This window comes from Cysteiniphilum sp. GTC20157 (assembly GCF_055396795.1).
In genome coordinates, this window is sequence record NZ_AP044698.1 from 1,838,602 (window position 1) to 1,855,655 (window position 17,054).

Annotated in this window: 16 protein-coding genes; 11 read left to right on the forward strand and 5 right to left on the reverse strand. The window is 39.0% G+C overall.

Features of this window, described 5'->3' with window-relative positions:
- Positions 1-20 precede the first annotated feature (20 nt).
- Complete coding sequence (gene rlmD / locus ACZ5V8_RS08355; RefSeq protein ID WP_464217422.1) at positions 21-1,367, reverse strand: 23S rRNA (uracil(1939)-C(5))-methyltransferase RlmD; 1,347 nt, start codon at positions 1,365-1,367, stop codon at positions 21-23.
- Positions 1,368-1,543: 176 nt separating this feature from the next.
- Here rlmD and ACZ5V8_RS08360 point away from each other — a divergent pair, with 176 nt between their 5' ends.
- The 8 genes from ACZ5V8_RS08360 (at position 1,544) to glnE (ending at position 11,437) form a co-directional block, all read left to right on the forward strand.
- Positions 1,544-2,038 (forward strand): FKBP-type peptidyl-prolyl cis-trans isomerase N-terminal domain-containing protein, encoded by a 495-nt coding sequence (locus tag ACZ5V8_RS08360; RefSeq protein ID WP_440651714.1) that lies wholly within the window; start codon positions 1,544-1,546, stop codon positions 2,036-2,038.
- A gap of 174 nt (positions 2,039-2,212) precedes the next feature.
- On the forward strand, positions 2,213-3,217 hold the full coding sequence (locus ACZ5V8_RS08365; protein WP_464217423.1) for a thioredoxin domain-containing protein: 1,005 nt from the start codon (positions 2,213-2,215) through the stop codon (positions 3,215-3,217).
- 261 nt (positions 3,218-3,478) lie between these two features.
- Positions 3,479-4,834, forward strand: coding sequence for a tRNA (N6-isopentenyl adenosine(37)-C2)-methylthiotransferase MiaB (gene miaB, locus ACZ5V8_RS08370; RefSeq protein WP_464217424.1), 1,356 nt, complete (start codon positions 3,479-3,481; stop codon positions 4,832-4,834).
- 4 nt (positions 4,835-4,838) lie between these two features.
- Positions 4,839-5,819: a PhoH family protein gene (locus tag ACZ5V8_RS08375; protein ID WP_440615608.1), complete on the forward strand. Its 981-nt coding sequence runs from the start codon at positions 4,839-4,841 to the stop codon at positions 5,817-5,819.
- Entirely contained in the window at positions 5,819-6,292 is a 474-nt protein-coding gene (gene ybeY, locus ACZ5V8_RS08380) for an rRNA maturation RNase YbeY (protein WP_440615607.1), read from the forward strand. The genes ACZ5V8_RS08375 and ybeY overlap by 1 nt, the downstream gene beginning before the upstream one ends.
- Positions 6,293-6,298: 6 nt before the next feature.
- Complete coding sequence (locus tag ACZ5V8_RS08385; RefSeq protein WP_440615606.1) at positions 6,299-7,147, forward strand: HlyC/CorC family transporter; 849 nt, start codon at positions 6,299-6,301, stop codon at positions 7,145-7,147.
- 15 nt (positions 7,148-7,162) lie between these two features.
- Positions 7,163-8,650 carry an apolipoprotein N-acyltransferase gene (gene lnt / locus ACZ5V8_RS08390; protein WP_440615605.1) on the forward strand — a complete coding sequence of 496 codons (1,488 nt, stop codon included), beginning with the start codon at positions 7,163-7,165 and terminating at the stop codon, positions 8,648-8,650.
- 75 nt (positions 8,651-8,725) lie between these two features.
- The gene (gene glnE, locus ACZ5V8_RS08395) at positions 8,726-11,437 is read left to right on the forward strand and encodes a bifunctional [glutamate--ammonia ligase]-adenylyl-L-tyrosine phosphorylase/[glutamate--ammonia-ligase] adenylyltransferase (protein WP_464217425.1); all 2,712 of its coding nucleotides are present in this window, start codon (positions 8,726-8,728) and stop codon (positions 11,435-11,437) included.
- A 145-nt stretch (positions 11,438-11,582) separates the two neighbouring features.
- On the opposite strand, the gene ACZ5V8_RS08400 is transcribed toward glnE, so the two are convergent.
- The 4 genes from ACZ5V8_RS08400 to ACZ5V8_RS08415 form a co-directional block, all read right to left on the reverse strand.
- On the reverse strand, positions 11,583-11,861 hold the full coding sequence (locus ACZ5V8_RS08400; protein ID WP_440615603.1) for a peptidylprolyl isomerase: 279 nt from the start codon (positions 11,859-11,861) through the stop codon (positions 11,583-11,585).
- Positions 11,862-11,974: 113 nt separating this feature from the next.
- The gene (locus ACZ5V8_RS08405; protein ID WP_440615602.1) at positions 11,975-12,115 is read right to left on the reverse strand and encodes a hypothetical protein; all 141 of its coding nucleotides are present in this window, start codon (positions 12,113-12,115) and stop codon (positions 11,975-11,977) included.
- 67 nt (positions 12,116-12,182) lie between these two features.
- Positions 12,183-12,644: a tRNA (uridine(34)/cytosine(34)/5-carboxymethylaminomethyluridine(34)-2'-O)-methyltransferase TrmL gene (gene trmL / locus ACZ5V8_RS08410; RefSeq protein ID WP_440615601.1), complete on the reverse strand. Its 462-nt coding sequence runs from the start codon at positions 12,642-12,644 to the stop codon at positions 12,183-12,185.
- Positions 12,645-12,921: 277 nt separating this feature from the next.
- A complete protein-coding gene (locus ACZ5V8_RS08415) occupies positions 12,922-13,107 on the reverse strand; it encodes a hypothetical protein (RefSeq protein WP_464217426.1) in 186 nt (61 codons plus the stop codon).
- A gap of 81 nt (positions 13,108-13,188) precedes the next feature.
- Between ACZ5V8_RS08415 and rbsK the strand changes: the two genes are divergently transcribed.
- The 3 genes from rbsK (at position 13,189) to ACZ5V8_RS08430 (ending at position 16,818) form a co-directional block, all read left to right on the forward strand.
- Positions 13,189-14,100 (forward strand): ribokinase, encoded by a 912-nt coding sequence (gene rbsK, locus ACZ5V8_RS08420; RefSeq protein ID WP_464217427.1) that lies wholly within the window; start codon positions 13,189-13,191, stop codon positions 14,098-14,100.
- On the forward strand, positions 14,097-14,849 hold the full coding sequence (locus tag ACZ5V8_RS08425; RefSeq protein ID WP_464217428.1) for a Nif3-like dinuclear metal center hexameric protein: 753 nt from the start codon (positions 14,097-14,099) through the stop codon (positions 14,847-14,849). The genes rbsK and ACZ5V8_RS08425 overlap by 4 nt, the downstream gene beginning before the upstream one ends.
- Positions 14,850-14,946: 97 nt before the next feature.
- Positions 14,947-16,818: an APC family permease gene (locus tag ACZ5V8_RS08430; RefSeq protein ID WP_464217429.1), complete on the forward strand. Its 1,872-nt coding sequence runs from the start codon at positions 14,947-14,949 to the stop codon at positions 16,816-16,818.
- Positions 16,819-17,054: the final 236 nt, after the last annotated feature.

Here is a 17,054-nt window from a genome sequence, read left to right on the forward strand (position 1 = left end):
GCCCCTACGCTTTGATTTTTCTATCTTTCAAAAACGGCGATAGACTCAACATGTGTCGTATGTGGAAACATATCCATTACACCCGCTGAAAGTAATTTATACCCCTTTTCATTGACTAAAATGCCTGCGTCACGCGCCAAGGTGGAAGGATCACATGACACATAGACAATACGCCCGGGATTGATTTTTTCAATTTGCTTACATACCATCTCAGCACCAGCTCTCGGCGGATCCAATAGTAACTTATTAAACTCATTTCCCACAACCCACTCATGTTTTGAAATATCTTCAAATAAATTCACGGGATAAAAAGCAACATTATCTATGTTATTGCGCTTAGCATTTTCCATGGCACGCACCGTCATTGCTTCATCACCTTCAACACCGACGACAAATTTAGCTTTTGTTGCTAATGGCAAACTAAAATTACCCAAACCACAAAACAGATCGAGCACTATATCATTATTTGACACTTCTAATAACGCTATCGCCTGCTTTAACATCTTGCGATTAATATCATGGTTAACTTGTGTGAAATCATTTGGCTCAAAATAAATAGTCACATCATAATCTGCTAAATGATAGGACAGCGACTGTGGTTCTTGCGTTACTTCTGGATATAAGCGTGTTATTGTATCTGACCCCTTAGCCTGCAAATATATCCAAAACTGCTGTGCTTTAGCAAAGTCAGTTAACTTAGCTAAATCTTCATCAGTAAATGCACTTAAGTGGCGGATAATTAATGCTGTTACCTGATCGTCTACTGCCACTTCAATTTGTGGAATCTCTTTGTAATTTGATAGGCTAAACACTAAATCCTGTAATAAAGTTAAATCCTTGCCCACACTTGGGTGCAATACCTCACAGTGATTAATATCCGCAAGGAAACGCCCATCGCGCTCTCTAAACCCAACGAGCACTTTTCCTTTTTTGTGCACATAGCGCACACCTAACCGTGCTTTAGTACGATAACCCTCGTGTGATTCTGAACGCAATGGCGCAATACGTCCAAGCGGTTCAAGACCTTGTCCAAAATGCTTAAAATGATTCAATAATGTTTCTTCTTTAAATGCAATTTGCGCATCAGGTGCAACATGTTGAAAAGAACAACCACCACACATCTCAAAATACTCACATGGCGGCGCGACACGCTCAGCACTTGGCTTCAACACTTGTATCAGTTTACCTTCATCATAATTTGATTTTGATAAAGTATATTCAAATGCGACTTCTTCTCCTTCTAAAGCGAATGGGATAAAGGTTGTTTTACCATCAATCTTAGCAATTCCACGCCCTTCGTGCGACAGACTGGAAACACTGGTATTGAATACACCGCTAGGAAAGTTTTTTTTAATTCGTCTTGGCATTAGGTTGCAATAAGCATAATTTTAAATGTGCGTTAGTTTAGCAACTGCATATAAAATGTCATTGTTTTTTGATCTTTTTAATGCTTTTCACTGTAAAACGCTTGTTCTTTGCTAAGGTGCTGTTTAAGCTAATGAGGTTCGATTTAACACATTAATCATTAAAATATGGAGTAAATATGAAGAAATTAACCACCATTGCATTATCACTTTTGGCCGGCAGCGCATTGATTTCTGGCGCTTTTGCTGACGCAACTAAAGCTACATCTGCTAATACTCAACCAGCCAAGACAGCTGAAACAACACAAGACAACGCAGCAGATGCAAGTTACACAATTGGTTATTCAATTGGCAAAAACATGACTGAGCAATTAAAGCAACAAAATGTCAGCCTAAATACTGATGATCTTCAACAAGGTTTTGTAGCGGGTATTGAGGGTAGCAAGCCTAAGCTAAGCCAAGAGCAGATGGAGCAATCAATGCAAGCTTTCCAAAAAGAAATGGAAGCAAAAATGAAGGCACATGAAGAGGCGGCGCAAGCCGAAGCTGCCAAAGCAAAAGCCAAGCTTGATGCAACTAAAGCTCAAGCTACAACTGCTACTTCTGATACAGCAAAAACATCTGCTGATAGCGCTAAAAAGGCAGTTGATGCAACAAGTGCTGCAGCAAACTAAGCATTAGCTAAGTAACGTACAAAAAACCATCAAATATCTAAAAGCCCCACTATTGGGGCTTTTTTATGGAAGAAATTTACTTTTAGGCATGAACCTTTTTCCTTTTAGCAACAACTTTGTTATAGTTCGAAAATATTATTTTTATTAACTGAAAAACATGGAGCTTTATTCATAATGCGTATGTCAAAAAAAATCATCGTAAGCACGATTGGCGCTGCACTTTTTGCCACTGTTTTAGCAGGTTGTTCACAATCTGACTCAAAAGACTCGGCAAAAGCAACTCCTGAAGTAACAAAAACCGTTGCAACGCAACCCGCAGCTGATGCCGCAAAACCTGCAACGACTGCCAACACTCAACAAAATGAAGCAACATTGCTTAACAATGTCAGCTATACATTAGGCTATAGTGTCGCAGGCAATGTAAGCGCACAACTAAAAGCACAAGGTGCGACACTTGATAATGCGCAAGTTCTAGCAGGCTTTAAAGCAGGAATTTCCAACGAAAAAGGTAAATTCTCACAAGAGCAGATGCAAACCATTATGCAAACATTCCAAAAAGACTTAATGGCAGCACAAGAGAAAAAACAAGTAACCTCTGTACTAGAGAATACCAAAACACTCCTTTCTAATGAGCAAACACCAACAGTTGGGCCAAAGGATGCGAAGGTTGCGGTGATTGAATTCTTTGATTACCAGTGCGTGTTCTGCCACAAAGTAGCTCCTATTATGGAAAAAGTAATGGATGCCAACCCAAATGTGAAATACATCTTCAAAGAATTCCCAATCTTTGGTAAACGCTGGGAAGCATCGCAATATGCTGCGGAGATGGGCATTGCTGCTTATATGCTAAATGGTGCTGAGGGTTACTTAAAATATCATAATGCCGTTTTCGCTAGTGGCGTTGACGAAGGCAAATTAACTGTTAAAGATGTTAATGACGCTGCGAAAAAAGTAGGCGTTGATATTGCCAAGGCTGAAAGCCTAATCAAAGAGAAAAAAGTCACTGAGAATATTGCAGCAGACATGAAACTTGGCTTTGACAAGTTAGGCATCCAAGGCACACCGGCAATTATCGTTATGCCTTTATCAGGTGCGAATGCAGCTAATACGACAGTTATCCCTGGTTTTGCACAGCAAGATACTATTCAAGCAGCAATCAATAAAGCACAAGGGAAATAATCGACTCTTTTGGGCGTATGCAATACGCCCCTAGCGTTCATATTCTTTTCACCCCATGAACTGTAAACAATACAGACTTGTATATTTAATCAATTCTTTCATTATTCATTTTGTATCGACTTTGATATTTCACTAGCATTTTCACACAAAAACCGCTACCCTGTTTTGACTTTTTGCTAGGCTAATAAACGATCTATTGCAAATCAAATACGCTTGGCAATAAATGTAAATCATACAATAAATAAAATCAGGTAACTAAAAATGACAGACAGCGTGATTGAAAATCCCGTAAAACAACATAAAAAAGTATATATTAAAACACTTGGCTGCCAGATGAATGAATATGATTCATCACGCATGAATGAAGTTTTAGGTGAGCATTTTAATACCAGTAAAACCGAAGATTATAGCGAAGCGGATATTATTCTTATTAACACCTGCTCGATCCGTGAGAAAGCGCAAGAAAAAGTATTTCATGAGCTGGGACGTTGGAAAAACCTTAAGAATAAAAACCCTGAGCTTGTCATCGGTGTTGGTGGCTGCGTTGCCTCACAAGAAGGTGAAAACATTATTAAACGCGCGCCTTTCGTTGATATCGTTTTTGGTCCACAAACGATTCACCGCTTACCTGATTTGATTAAACAAAAACAAAAAACTGACATTTCTCAAGTTGATATTTCCTTTCCTGAAGTAGAAAAGTTTGACCACCTACCAGCACCTAAAGCTGAAGGTGCTAAAGCTTTTGTTTCGATAATGGAGGGTTGTGATAAATACTGTTCTTATTGTGTTGTACCATATACCCGAGGTCCTGAGGTAAATCGTCCATTTGAAGATGTGTTAGCAGAGTGCGCTATTTTAGCTGAGCAAGGCGTTAAAGAAATCACACTTTTAGGTCAAAACGTCAATCACTATCTTGGTAAAATGGCTTCAGGAGATACGGCAGATCTTGCGTTACTTATTCACTTTATTGCAGCTATTGATGGCGTTGAGCGTATCCGCTTTACCACCTCTCACCCAGTTGAGTTTTCAGATAATTTAATTAATGCCTATGCTGAAGTACCACAATTAGCCAATCACTTACATTTACCTGTGCAACATGGTTCAGATCGCATATTAACAGCGATGAAACGTAATCACACAATTTTAGAATTCAAACAAAAAATTCGTAAACTTAGAAAAGTTCGCCCAGACATTACCATTTCTTCTGACTTTATCGTTGGCTTTCCAGGTGAGACTGAAGAAGATTTTGAGAAATTAATGGATCTTGTTAAAGACGTTCAATTTGATCAATCTTTTAGTTTCATCTACAGCAAGCGCCCAGGGACACCTGCGGCAAACTTAGCCGATGACACACCTGTTGAGGTTAAAAAAGCGCGTTTAAAGCGTCTGCAAGACCAGCTTAATCATAACGCGATGGTCATTAGTCGGCAAATGGTTGGCTCAACACAACGCATTTTGGTGGAAGGAATTTCCAAAAAGGATGATAAAGTGCTTGCTGGACGCACAGAAAATAATCGCATCGTTAACTTTGCTGGTGATTCTAGTTTAATTGGTCAATTAATTGATGTTAAAATCATTGAAGCTTTACCACATTCACTACGCGGAGAAATTATTTAGCTTCATGAAATCAATACAATTTTATCTAGAGCCAGATAGCGCACAAATGCTTGCTAAACTTTGTGGCAATTTAAATGAAAATTTGCATTTAATTGAAAAATACCTTGCTGTTGAGATCATTCAACGTGGTAATAATTTCCGCATTGTGGGTCCTAAAACAGCGATTAAAGATGCACAAGAATTTCTAGAAGAACTTTATGAGAAGCTTGTTAATGATGTCCAGTTTGAACTAAACAACAAAGAGCTTAATATCGCCCTTAACAGCCTTGCTAAAAGAGAACAAGCGGATAAAAAAGAAAAATTCATTCCTGAATTTCAAGTGATGATTGGCTCGCGCCCTATTAACCCGCGCACGATTAATCAAGAGCGTTATTTAAAGCGCATTCAAGAGAATGATATTAACTTTGGCATAGGTCCTGCGGGTACTGGCAAAACCTATCTTGCGATGGCATGCGCTGTTGCGGCTTTTGAAAAAGGCCTTGTTAAACGCTTGGTACTTGTGCGCCCTGCCGTTGAAGCAGGTGAAAAGTTGGGATTCTTACCAGGTGATTTAGCGCAAAAAGTTGACCCTTATTTACGCCCAATGTACGACGCATTATATGATCTTATGGGTGTTGAGCGTGTTGGCAAGCTAATTGAGAAACAAATCATTGAGATTGCACCCTTAGCCTATATGCGTGGACGCACAATTAATGATTCATTTATTATTCTTGATGAAAGTCAAAACACGACCAAAGAACAGATGAAAATGTTCTTAACACGTATTGGCTTTAATTCAACGGCGATCGTCACGGGCGATATTACCCAAGTTGACTTACCTAAAGGTGTTACGCCAGGGCTTCGTCATGCCATTGAAGTACTTGCCGGTGTTGAAGGAATTAGCATGACTTTCTTTGAAACGATTGATGTCGTACGTCACCCGATTGTCCAACGTGTTGTTGCTGCTTATGATGTATATGAACAGCATCATAGTCAGGATTATTAATGACGATGTTTGAGATTGATATTAACAATCCTAATGCGCTTTATCTTCCCACTGAAGATAAACTCAATACTTGGGCGGAGCACACTTTAAAATTCCTTAACAAGGTTCAAGCGATTATCAGTATTGAGGTTGTCAATCCTGATGAGATGCAACATTATAACAATAACTATCGCGGCAAAGATAAGCCTACCAATATCCTCTCCTTCCCGTTTGAGGTACCTCCTGGACTACCCAAGAATAATGAAACCGAGTATTTTCTAGGTGACTTAATAATATGCCCTGAAGTTTTGCAAAAAGAAGCAAAAGAGCAGCATAAATTGCTCGATGCTCACTGGTGCCACATTCTAATCCATGGCATACTGCATTTAGTTGGCTATGACCATATTGATGAGGAGGATGCCCTTAAGATGGAGAGCATAGAAATCGCTTTATTGGCAGAGCTTGGTATTGACAACCCTTATGTTGAGAAATAGTAAACAATGGACGACAAACAGACGAAAAACGATAACGCTGAACATTCTCAAACTTGGCTTGAAAAAATAGCCGCAACCATCTTAATGCCACACAGCCCTTCTGACTTTTTAGGTCTTGTTAATCTTGCTGTCAAAAAAGGTACAATTGATAGCGAATCGCGTGACATGATCAAAGGGGTATTGAATGTCGCCTCATCGTCAGTTGGTGATATCATGATTCCACGCACGCAAATGGCTACGATTCATGCAGGCATGACCAGCAAGGAAATCATTCAAACCATTGTTAATTCAAGTCATACACGCCTGCCTTTATTCTCTGAAAACCGCGATGATATTCTAGGCATACTTCATACCAAAGATTTATTAAAAGTTGTACTTGAACACAAAGACTTCAGTGCTGAGCATTTAAAGCCGATACTGCGCAATGCGATTTTTGTGCCTGAAAGTAAAAAACTCGATGCTTTGCTACGTGACTTTAAAACCAGTCATAATCACCTTGCCATTGTTGTTGATGAATATGGTGTCATCTCAGGGCTCGTCACGATTGAAGATATTCTAGAAGAAATCGTTGGTGATATTGAAGATGAGTTTGACCAAGAAGCAACACAGATTCTTAAAGTCAACGAAAATGAGTTTAGTATTGATGCATTGACTGAAATCGAGGATTTTAATGATTTCTTTGATGCCAATATTGATGATAGTGAATTTGACACCATTGGTGGGCTTATTATCAACAAACTAGAACACCTGCCTGAGGTGGGCGAAGAAGTAAGCATTGGTCAGTTTACCTTTAAAGTAACTGCTGCTGATAAGCGTCGCGTGCGTGCGCTGCATGTGATTATCAATCAAGACTAAACTCACTGTTATAATATGCCTTTCATTATAAATATGCTTTTAGCACTCATTGCCGGTGCGCTATTAACATTATCGTTTTCACCGATTGGCTTTAGTATTTTTGCCTTTCTTTCGCTTATACTTTTTATGCAGACTCTACAAAGGCAAAAGCGCATGCGTCAAAGCCTTTGGCTTGGGCTTTGTTATGGTATTGGTTTTTTTGGCTCAAGTATCTCGTGGATTTACGTAAGCATCCATGCCTTTAGTCAATCAATATTTCTAGGTGTTGTGCTTACCATTGTTTTTATATTATTCTTAAGCCTATTCTTTTTGGTATTTGGTTATGCTTATACCAAACTTAAAAACCATTACTTCATTTACAAAGTATTGTTATTACCCATTGTCTGGTTGATACTAGAGCTCCTACGCACGCACCTTTTTACCGGCTTTCCATGGGTATTACTTGGCTATTCACAAACACATACCCTCTTAGCAAGTTTCGCCCCCATTGGCAGTGTTTTTCTAGTGGGCTTTATCACATGCTTTATTTCAATATGCTTCAGTGAAATGATCAATCATATTCGTCAACCTAAGATTGTGAGCTCAATGATTATCAGCATTATTGTCACCTTAGTTATTGCTTGGTCTTTGCAACAAATAAAATGGACAAAACGTGACGGCATTGAAAAAAGTGTCAGCATTTTACAAGGCAACTTTATTCAGGATCAAAAATGGGATCCTAGCATGCTGCAAACGATTATTAATTATTACTATACCACCACAAGAGACAATCCAGCAGATCTGGTTTTTTGGCCTGAGAATTCCATTCCAACCTTCAAAACATTTATCGAGCCTTTTTTACGCCAGGTAGATGATTTAGGTAACTCACAGCATAGCGCCATTTTGGTTGGCACTGTCGCATTAAATGCTAAAGAACAATATTTTAACTCTGCCTTTGTCTATGGTTTGGGCTCTGGCCATTATTACAAACATCATTTAGTGCCATTTGGTGAGTACTACCCTTTTGCTTATTTTCTTGAGCCATTTATGGCGTATTTCAATATTCCGATGTCAAGCTTTACCAAAGGTGACGAAGTGCAACCTTTGCTTAAAATGAACGGTTTAAGTGTTGCTTTATTTATCTGCTATGAAATTGCCTATCCATCTGAGGTTCGCGCGCAACTACAAAACGCCGATATTGTTGCCGTTATCAGTGATGATGCATGGTTTGGTGACTCCCTTGCCCCTTGGCAGCACGAGGAAATCTCACAAATGCGCGCCATTGAGACTGGGCGCTATGTCATTCAAGCAACTAATAATGGTGTCACTTCGATTATTAATCCTGAAGGTCAAACCATCGCCAGCCTACCACGCAATGAACAAACCGTATTAAAAGGTAAGGTTTACGGCATGCAAGGGCAAACGCCTTGGATGGTCTATGGGTTATTGCCTGTTATATTCTTGTCTATACTGTTTATGCTGATTGCACTTATTGCTTATTTATACCAAAGGAGACGTACTTAACAGCAGAAACCCTATTAAATGCTTTTATGCTGAGATAAACTTAATCTCATCTATTAGCAATAGTTTGTATTTTTGATGACGCAGCAAGAGTTTTGTACACAATTTCATTTACACGACCTTAAATCCGAGCTTATAGATAAGCTTTTTATCACCTTTAATAGCAGCACTTTTTTTGCCCGATTTTTCACTCAAAACCGTGAGCTTTTAGGTGATTTCAATTGGCTTGAAGTCGACACTTTAGAGGATATCACCCATAGCATTACTGCTTTATTTTCAGCACGTCAAACAAATGAATCATTGTCCAAAGCTTTACGCCTTTTACGTCAACGCGTGCATGCTAAACTTGTTTTCCAACAGCAACATCAATATATTCAGTTTGCACAAATTGCCGAAATTATTTCATTGACTGCCAAAGAGATTCTACGTCAAACTGAGCAATATTTACGACAACAAATCACTCAAGAGCGTAAACTCGTCCACATTCCAGATAGTTTGGCAATTATCACCATGGGCAAGTTAGGTGGTAATGAGCTTAATTTCTCTTCTGATATTGATCTTGTGTTTATTCAAACAAGCAACTTGCCTTTATCAAGACAATCTGGCAGCGAATATAGTCCTATGCGTTTTTATACCGAACTTGGACAGCGTTTGATTGCACTACTTAATGATGTCACGATTGATGGCTTTGTTTATCGCATTGATATGCGTTTACGTCCCTTTGGTGATGGCGCACCCTTAATTACTGAACTTGAAAGCTTTAAACATTATCTTCTCCATCATGCACGTGATTGGGAACGCTATGCTTACATCAAAGCAGATATTTTGCATCCTAGCGTCAAATTTACGCGTAATCTAAAACAGAGTATTGATCAATTTGTTTATCGCCATTATCACGATTACCGTATGCTCAATGCTATCCGTGATATGAAGCAAAAGATAGTCACTGAGATGAAGTCCAATGCACTAAAAAACAATATCAAACTAGGACGAGGCGGCATTCGTGAGATTGAATTTATTTGCCAATGTTATCAGCTTGTTTATGGCGGTCAAAACATTACCTTACAAACCAATCAACTCGCAATCGCATTAGACGCTTTACAAAATGCTGACATTTTAAATACAGCTCAAACAGATGAACTATACATACACTACGTATTTTTACGTGACGTTGAAAATGCATTGCAAATGTTTGATGATCAACAAACACATCACCTACCCACCACAGCATTTACACAAAAAAATATTGCACGCTTGGTTGGCTTTGATTGTTGGCACACATTGTTTAACAAAATTGATGCAACACGTTTAAAAGTCAGCACATTATTTGATGAGTTAACACGCTTTAATGCATTAAGCTCAAATAACACTCCATTTCTACCTATAGCAAACGTTGAGAACAACTTCAATGAAATAGCTAACAGTCATATAAATCAGGCTAAACAAGTTAAAATAGATCACTTCTTCTTACAACATCAAATAGCCGAAGATGTATTGCCGGCAATTAAGCATTTACTTCAACTGACTTCACATAGATATTCACATCTGATTGAAGCTGTTTTAGCACTTCTGAATAAGCTAAGTAAGCGTCAAAATTATTTATTTTTGTTGTCAGAACATCAAGCACACCACTTAGACTTCTTGCAACTGCTTAATAAAGGACAACGTATTATCGAAATGCTCACTGAACATCCTTTTTTATTAGAACGCGCATTGATTTATAAAGCACATGATGATGTTTACTTAGACATTGACTATTTGCGCAATAATTTACGTATTTATTTGCAAGCGATTGATATTAAAGATATCGAGGCTTTTTTAGAAAGTTTACGACGCTTTCGCTTAGAGCAAATATTTAATATTATTGTCAGCGAATCACGTGGACATATTTCGCTGATGGAATCTAGTGATCTTTTCAGTCATCTAGCCACAGTGATTATTGAGGCAGTGCTTGATGGCGCATGGCGTGAAGTGTTTCAATATAGTGATATTACTAAAGACTTACAAGTCTTATATAAACAATCTTTGGGTGTTATCGCTTATGGCAAACTTGGTGGATTTGAGCTTAGCGTTGCCTCTGATTTAGATTTGGTATTCATTCATGATCGTGTCAACGCTGAGCTATCACCTCGCTTATTCGTGCGTGCGGTGCAGAAATTTGTGCACTTTATGCAAATTAAAACCTATCACGGCAGCTTATATGAAATTGACCTGCGATTACGCCCTGAGGGCGATAATGGCTTTATTGTGCCAAGTTTTGAATCTTACTGCCAATACTTAAAAACCTCGGCATGGACGTGGGAGCATCAGGCTTTAACGCGCGCACGTATGATTTATGCATCTGACGATTTAACAGATAAATTTAATGCACTTAGATCTGCGATCATTTGTCAAAAACGTGATATAGATCAGCTGAAAAAAGACATTGTTGATATGCGTCATAAAATGCGTGCGCATTTGCTTAAAATCAATGCTGACGAATTTGATCTTAAGCAAAGCATTGGTGGCATGGTTGATATTGAATTTATCGCACAGTTTTTTGCACTTTTTTATAGTCATAAAGTGCCTTTTATCTGTTATTACAGCGATAGTATCCGCATTATCCAGACAATGGAAAGTGCACATTTAATCGATATTGAAACCGCTAATACATTAATTGAACACTACTGTTATTTTCGTGATTTAGGATTTAAACGTTATCTTGATAAACAATCGTGGATTGTGCCGCTTAGCAACTGCCAACAACAAGCCGATGAAATCCAAGCAATCTGGCATAAGCTTTTTTCTTGATAAGATAAAAGGCATGTGTGGTTATTTCATATATGTCATATCAAGCCAATGCAATATTGGGCGTATGCAATATTGGGCGTATGCAATACGCCCCTACACAGAGAATGTATCGTCATCATAAAATGATGAAGAAAATAAACAAAGATTATGAACGTGATGTAACTTCAACTAAATGGTAACCAAATTGAGTTTTAACAGGACCATGCACTTTACCGACTTCTTCAGAGAAAACCACTTTATCAAATTCAGGAACCATTTGCCCTGGTCCGAATGAACCTAATTCACCACCGTTTCTGCCTGATGGGCATAGTGACTTCTCAGCGGCCGCTTTTGCAAAGTCTGTGCCTGATTCAATTTCTTTTTTTAGAGCCTCACATTCTGCTTCAGTTTGAACGAGGATGTGGCGTGCTGATGCTTGTGTCATATTGTTCTCCATATTGGTTTCTACTAAATTAATACGCCTTGGAGTGTACCGAATCACTCATTAAAAAACAATCAAAAGCGTGTAAGTTATTTATTACGTTAATTGGATACCACTTAAGCGATGTGTTTGCTGACAAAAAAACCAATAACAAGTCCTGCCTCAAAGGCACTAAAGTCATGATGAATCTGCAAATACAACGGCAGCATAAACATTAGTCCCATCGTTGATAGGCGCACCATAACACTCACTAACACTAACGCATTAAAGCTTTGATGATGGAAAATATTAAGGTTTACAATCGCGCCCTGCTATTTTGATCGCTCATAGTGCGCCGTCAAAGCCTAATTGACGCCATGCCTCAAACAGCATAATTGCCGTAGCATTAGATAAGTTTAAACTGCGACTATTTGCTAACATTGGCAATTTTATTTGCGTTTTACTCAACTGATCTCTAACCTCTTGTGGCAATCCTCGACTTTCAGGTCCTAAAAGCAATACATCCTCTTTTTTAAATTCAACTTGATGATAGTATTGATTAGCTTTTGTCGTACATGCCCATATTCGCTTATCAACATGCGCCTCAACAAAACTTTGAAAGTTTTTGTATCTCTCCACTGCGGCAAACTCATGATAATCCAATCCCGCGCGACGCAACTTTTTATCATCCAGATCAAAACCCAACGGCTCAATCAAATGCAGTTTTGCCCCTGTATTGGCACACAAACGAATAATATTCCCAGTATTAGGTGGAATCTCAGGCTCATATAGCGCAATGTGAATCATTTTATCAAAACTCTAGAGATGCATTGCGCATTATTGTATATCAGACACAAGACTTTTGCAGGCTTTACATGCGTTAATTATATTAGCAGTCCTAAAAAGGATCCTAAATTCAAGTCATAAGTGCTCATCGTACCCTGAGCGTAAGTCGAAGCGATGCACTGAGCATCAGTCGAAGTGGGTAAGCTTGGAAAAATCACACTTCATGGAGGCTTCGACTTACGCTCAGCCAGCGCTTACACAATCAAATCTGGCTGAAATGTGTTTATATCTAAATTATTTAACGCCTTAATTGCTTAAGATCTTTAGTATGCGCTTTTGCATAAGCATCCAAAACGTCACGCATCAGCTTTTGATAGCCTGCTCTTTCTCGATCACCATGAATTGCCTTAGCAAGCTTAATGAAAAATTCTTTACTCTCTTTGCTAATATTCAATGAAACTCTTTCTAGTTCATTCGCTGCCATTAATTTTTTAGGCGTAGGCAGAAACTATGATACGATAGCTCTGCTTTATATATTTTAAGAAAAAAATTAAGGATAGTGATTATGACAATAATGGTCATTGGTAGTGCCAACATGGATCTGATTATACAAGTTGAGCACATTCCCACTCCAGGTGAAACCATACTAGGGGGGGAATTTTTAACTGCCTCTGGAGGCAAGGGCGCCAATCAAGCAGTTGCTGCAGCACGCTTAGGTGGAGACACACATTTTATCGCCTGCATTGGTGAAGATAGCTTTGGTGAAACACTTATCAATAATTACTGCAAAGATAATATCAATATCAAGCATATAAAACGTACTACTAAAGCTTCTGGTGTTGCGATGATTTATGTTGCGAAAAATGGTGAAAATTCAATTTCTGTGGCGCCAGGTGCCAATGCCTTATTAACACCTCAAGACTTAGACAAACTCACCGCACAATTTGCACATAGTCAAATTGTCCTGACACAATTAGAAACACCCATTGAAACCATTATGCGTGCTGCAGAATTAGCCAAAAGCAATCAGTGCTTATTTGTACTTAATCCAGCACCTGCGCAAAGCTTGCCTGATACTCTTTACCCACTGATTGATATCATCACACCCAATGAAACGGAAGCCACGCTCCTAACAGGCATTGAGGTTACAGATGAGTCATCAGCGCTCACAGCTGCCAAAGTGCTCTTTAATCGCGGTGTTAATAACGTTATTATCACTATGGGTGCAAAAGGCGTGTTCTTCTACGATGGCAATAATGCACAACTCATTCCTACACATAAAGTAGCTGCTATTGACACGACTGCTGCAGGCGATACCTTTAATGGCGCTTTGGTCAGTGCACTTGCGCAAAATAATACAATGCAAGATGCCATTATATTTGCCAACAAAGCAGCAGCCCTTTCAGTAACCAAACTGGGCGCACAAACCTCCATTCCGTATCTTGATGAAGTTAACCATCTAACGAGCCTTATATGATCGATCAAAAAGAACTTACAGCATATCTCAATCAACTATTGAGTGTTGATACAATCAAAGACTATTGCCCTAATGGTCTACAAGTCGAGGGCAAGAAAGATATTTACACCATTGTCACAGGTGTTAGCGCTAGTCTTGAGCTAATAGAAGCCGCTATTCTTAAGAAGGCGGATGCTATTCTAGTACACCATGGCTATTTTTGGAAAGGTGAAAATCAAGCGATTACTGGGATCAAATACCAACGCATTAAATCCCTAATCAAACATGATATTAATTTGTTTGCATATCATTTGCCGCTTGATGTCCATCCAACACTTGGCAATAACGTACAATTAGCTAAACTGCTAGCGCTTAACGTCAGCGCTGAATTTGATACAGGTACCACACCCAATTATGGAATTATCTGTAATCATCACACCACATTAGCAGGTCTTACAAAAACTATTACTGACAACTTGAAACGCAAACCCCTTATTGTGGGGAAGATGAATGAAGACATTCAAAAAATCGCCATTTGCACAGGGGGTGCACAAGATTTTATCGAACACGCTTATCATGCTGGTGCTGATGTTTATATTTCAGGTGAGATCTCTGAGCGCACCACCTTAATCGCACGCGAGCTTGGCATCACCTATATTGCCGCAGGACACCATGCCACTGAACGCTATGGCATCAAAGCACTTGGTCAGCATCTTGCTAAGCAGTTCGACTTAACCCATCACTTTATTGATATTGATAACCCAGTTTAAAGCATTTGTTTTTAGATATTCTGCCAATATTGCCTAAAATATAAAAATAGTGTAAATTCGCGAGCTTAACTGATGAGAAACACGATGGATTTCACTTATGAAGTTAGGACGCATTTTTTTTGGCGACCCTATCCCTAAAGCACAAGCTGAAGAGCATGCTTTATCAAAAAAACATGCCTTAGCTATTTTTTCTTCTGATGCACTATCCTCCGTAGCATATGCAACTGGTGAGATTTTAACTGTCCTTATCTTAGCAGGCACTGCAGCTTTAGCAATGTCGATGCATATTGCTATTTTTATTGCCATTTTGATCGTTGTTGTTGGGATATCCTACAAACAAGCCATTGATGCATATCCTGAAGGCGGTGGCGCATACATTGTGGCACGCGAAAATTTAGGTACCTTTATGGGGCTTTTGGCAGCTGGTGCGCTCATGCTTGATTATATTTTAACGGTGGCAGTGAGTGTCTCGGCAGGTATTTTGGCAGTTACTTCGGCTTTTCCTGAAGTACAATCACATGCTGAGCTCATGGCTGTGATCGCGATCATTTTCATCATGTGGATGAATCTGCGTGGTATGAAAGAATCTGCTTCTGCCTTTATGTGGCCCACTTACGCTTTTGTTGTTGTCATACTATCTATGATTGGCATTGGTCTTTATCGCTATCTCACTGATAATTTACCGCCTGTTGATTATTCACATGCTACAGACCTTATGGCGCCATTAACAGGCGTCTTAACCTTGACACTCATTCTACGCGCTTTTTCATCAGGATGCTCAGCGATGACAGGGATTGAAGCGGTTGCTAATGGGGTAATGTCATTTAAGAAGCCACGCGCTAAGAATGCCTCAATCACCTTGATGGTGTTGATCGTGTTATTGATTTCGATGTTTTTAGGTATCTCCTTTCTGGCATCTAAACTTGAATTGCAACCACTCACTGACCAAAGCTTATTATCACAAATTGGTCATAATATTTTTGGTGGTGGCGTATTTTATTATCTATTACAAACGGTCACTTGCTTGATCTTATTACTCGCAGCCAATACTTCTTTTGCCGGCTTCCCACTGTTAACCTCAATGATTAGTAAAGATGGCTACCTACCCAGACAGCTACAAAACGTTGGTGATCGCTTAGCCTTTAGTAATGGTATTTTGGCACTTGCTGTTTTTGCCTGTGTGTTAATTATTATCTTTCAAGCCAATACCAGTGCGCTTATTCCGTTGTACTCTATTGGCGTATTCTTAGCATTTACTTTATGTCAAGCAGGTCTTGTACGTGTGTGGTATAACCGTCGTCGCACGGTCAAAAGCTGGTGGATCAAAGCCAGTATCAATAGCTTTGGTTGTCTGTGTACTTTTATTGCTGTTATTGTCGTTATTGAATCTAAATTTTTTGAAGGTGCGTGGATTATTATCATCGCTTTACCGCTATTAATTTTAATGTTTTATCGCATTGCCCACCATTATCGTTTAGCGGATCAAGAATTGTCATTAAGTGCTGATACGGGGTTGATTGAAACCTCATTACAAAAAGATACCCAATTAAAAGTGATCGTACCTGTGTCAAAATTACATAAAGGGACAATTGCAGCCCTTAGTTTTGCCCGCAAAATATCGCCTGATATCACCCCCGTGACCATCAATATAAACCCTGAAAAAACCGCACGCTTACAAAAGCAATGGCGTGAATTAAACTTCCCTGAAGCGTTAGTTGTTCTGGATTCGCAATATCAATCACTCTCAAGACCACTGATTAAGTTCATTCGTCGCACCGATTTAACTGAACCCCAACGTGGATTAGCTGTATTAGTTTTACCCAAAGCAGAAACAACCAAGCTATGGCATACCTTCTTGCATAATCAAAAAACGGCTCTTTTACGTTGGGGGTTAAAAAGTGTTAGCAAAACCGAGACCAAAGGTCAGGCGCGAATTATTGTTGAAGTTCCTTATCAGTTAACTGTTTAGCCTATTTTTAGCGACTTATGTTCACACATGTACCGTGTGATGTAGGATTTCATGTATGAATAGCTGCTTTATGTAAATATTTGTTTACACATATTACCCTTATCTGCTTTAAACCCTGCTAGACTTGATTCATAACCTATGACACGATCACAAGGAAGCATGATGCCACACTCAAAACAGCGTTATTCAATATGGATGCTATGTATTTTTATAGGTGCTTGCATCGTACTAGTTAT

Coding starts and splice junctions, on each gene's coding strand:
- rlmD (WP_464217422.1), bottom strand. CDS start 1,367: ATGCCAAGACGAATTAAAAAAAACTTTCCTAGCGGTGTATTCAATACC.
- ACZ5V8_RS08360 (WP_440651714.1), top strand. CDS start 1,544: ATGAAGAAATTAACCACCATTGCATTATCACTTTTGGCCGGCAGCGCA.
- ACZ5V8_RS08365 (WP_464217423.1), top strand. CDS start 2,213: ATGCGTATGTCAAAAAAAATCATCGTAAGCACGATTGGCGCTGCACTT.
- miaB (WP_464217424.1), top strand. CDS start 3,479: ATGACAGACAGCGTGATTGAAAATCCCGTAAAACAACATAAAAAAGTA.
- ACZ5V8_RS08375 (WP_440615608.1), top strand. CDS start 4,839: ATGAAATCAATACAATTTTATCTAGAGCCAGATAGCGCACAAATGCTT.
- ybeY (WP_440615607.1), top strand. CDS start 5,819: ATGACGATGTTTGAGATTGATATTAACAATCCTAATGCGCTTTATCTT.
- ACZ5V8_RS08385 (WP_440615606.1), top strand. CDS start 6,299: ATGGACGACAAACAGACGAAAAACGATAACGCTGAACATTCTCAAACT.
- lnt (WP_440615605.1), top strand. CDS start 7,163: ATGCCTTTCATTATAAATATGCTTTTAGCACTCATTGCCGGTGCGCTA.
- glnE (WP_464217425.1), top strand. CDS start 8,726: ATGACGCAGCAAGAGTTTTGTACACAATTTCATTTACACGACCTTAAA.
- ACZ5V8_RS08400 (WP_440615603.1), bottom strand. CDS start 11,861: ATGACACAAGCATCAGCACGCCACATCCTCGTTCAAACTGAAGCAGAA.
- trmL (WP_440615601.1), bottom strand. CDS start 12,644: ATGATTCACATTGCGCTATATGAGCCTGAGATTCCACCTAATACTGGG.
- ACZ5V8_RS08415 (WP_464217426.1), bottom strand. CDS start 13,107: ATGGCAGCGAATGAACTAGAAAGAGTTTCATTGAATATTAGCAAAGAG.
- rbsK (WP_464217427.1), top strand. CDS start 13,189: ATGACAATAATGGTCATTGGTAGTGCCAACATGGATCTGATTATACAA.
- ACZ5V8_RS08425 (WP_464217428.1), top strand. CDS start 14,097: ATGATCGATCAAAAAGAACTTACAGCATATCTCAATCAACTATTGAGT.
- ACZ5V8_RS08430 (WP_464217429.1), top strand. CDS start 14,947: ATGAAGTTAGGACGCATTTTTTTTGGCGACCCTATCCCTAAAGCACAA.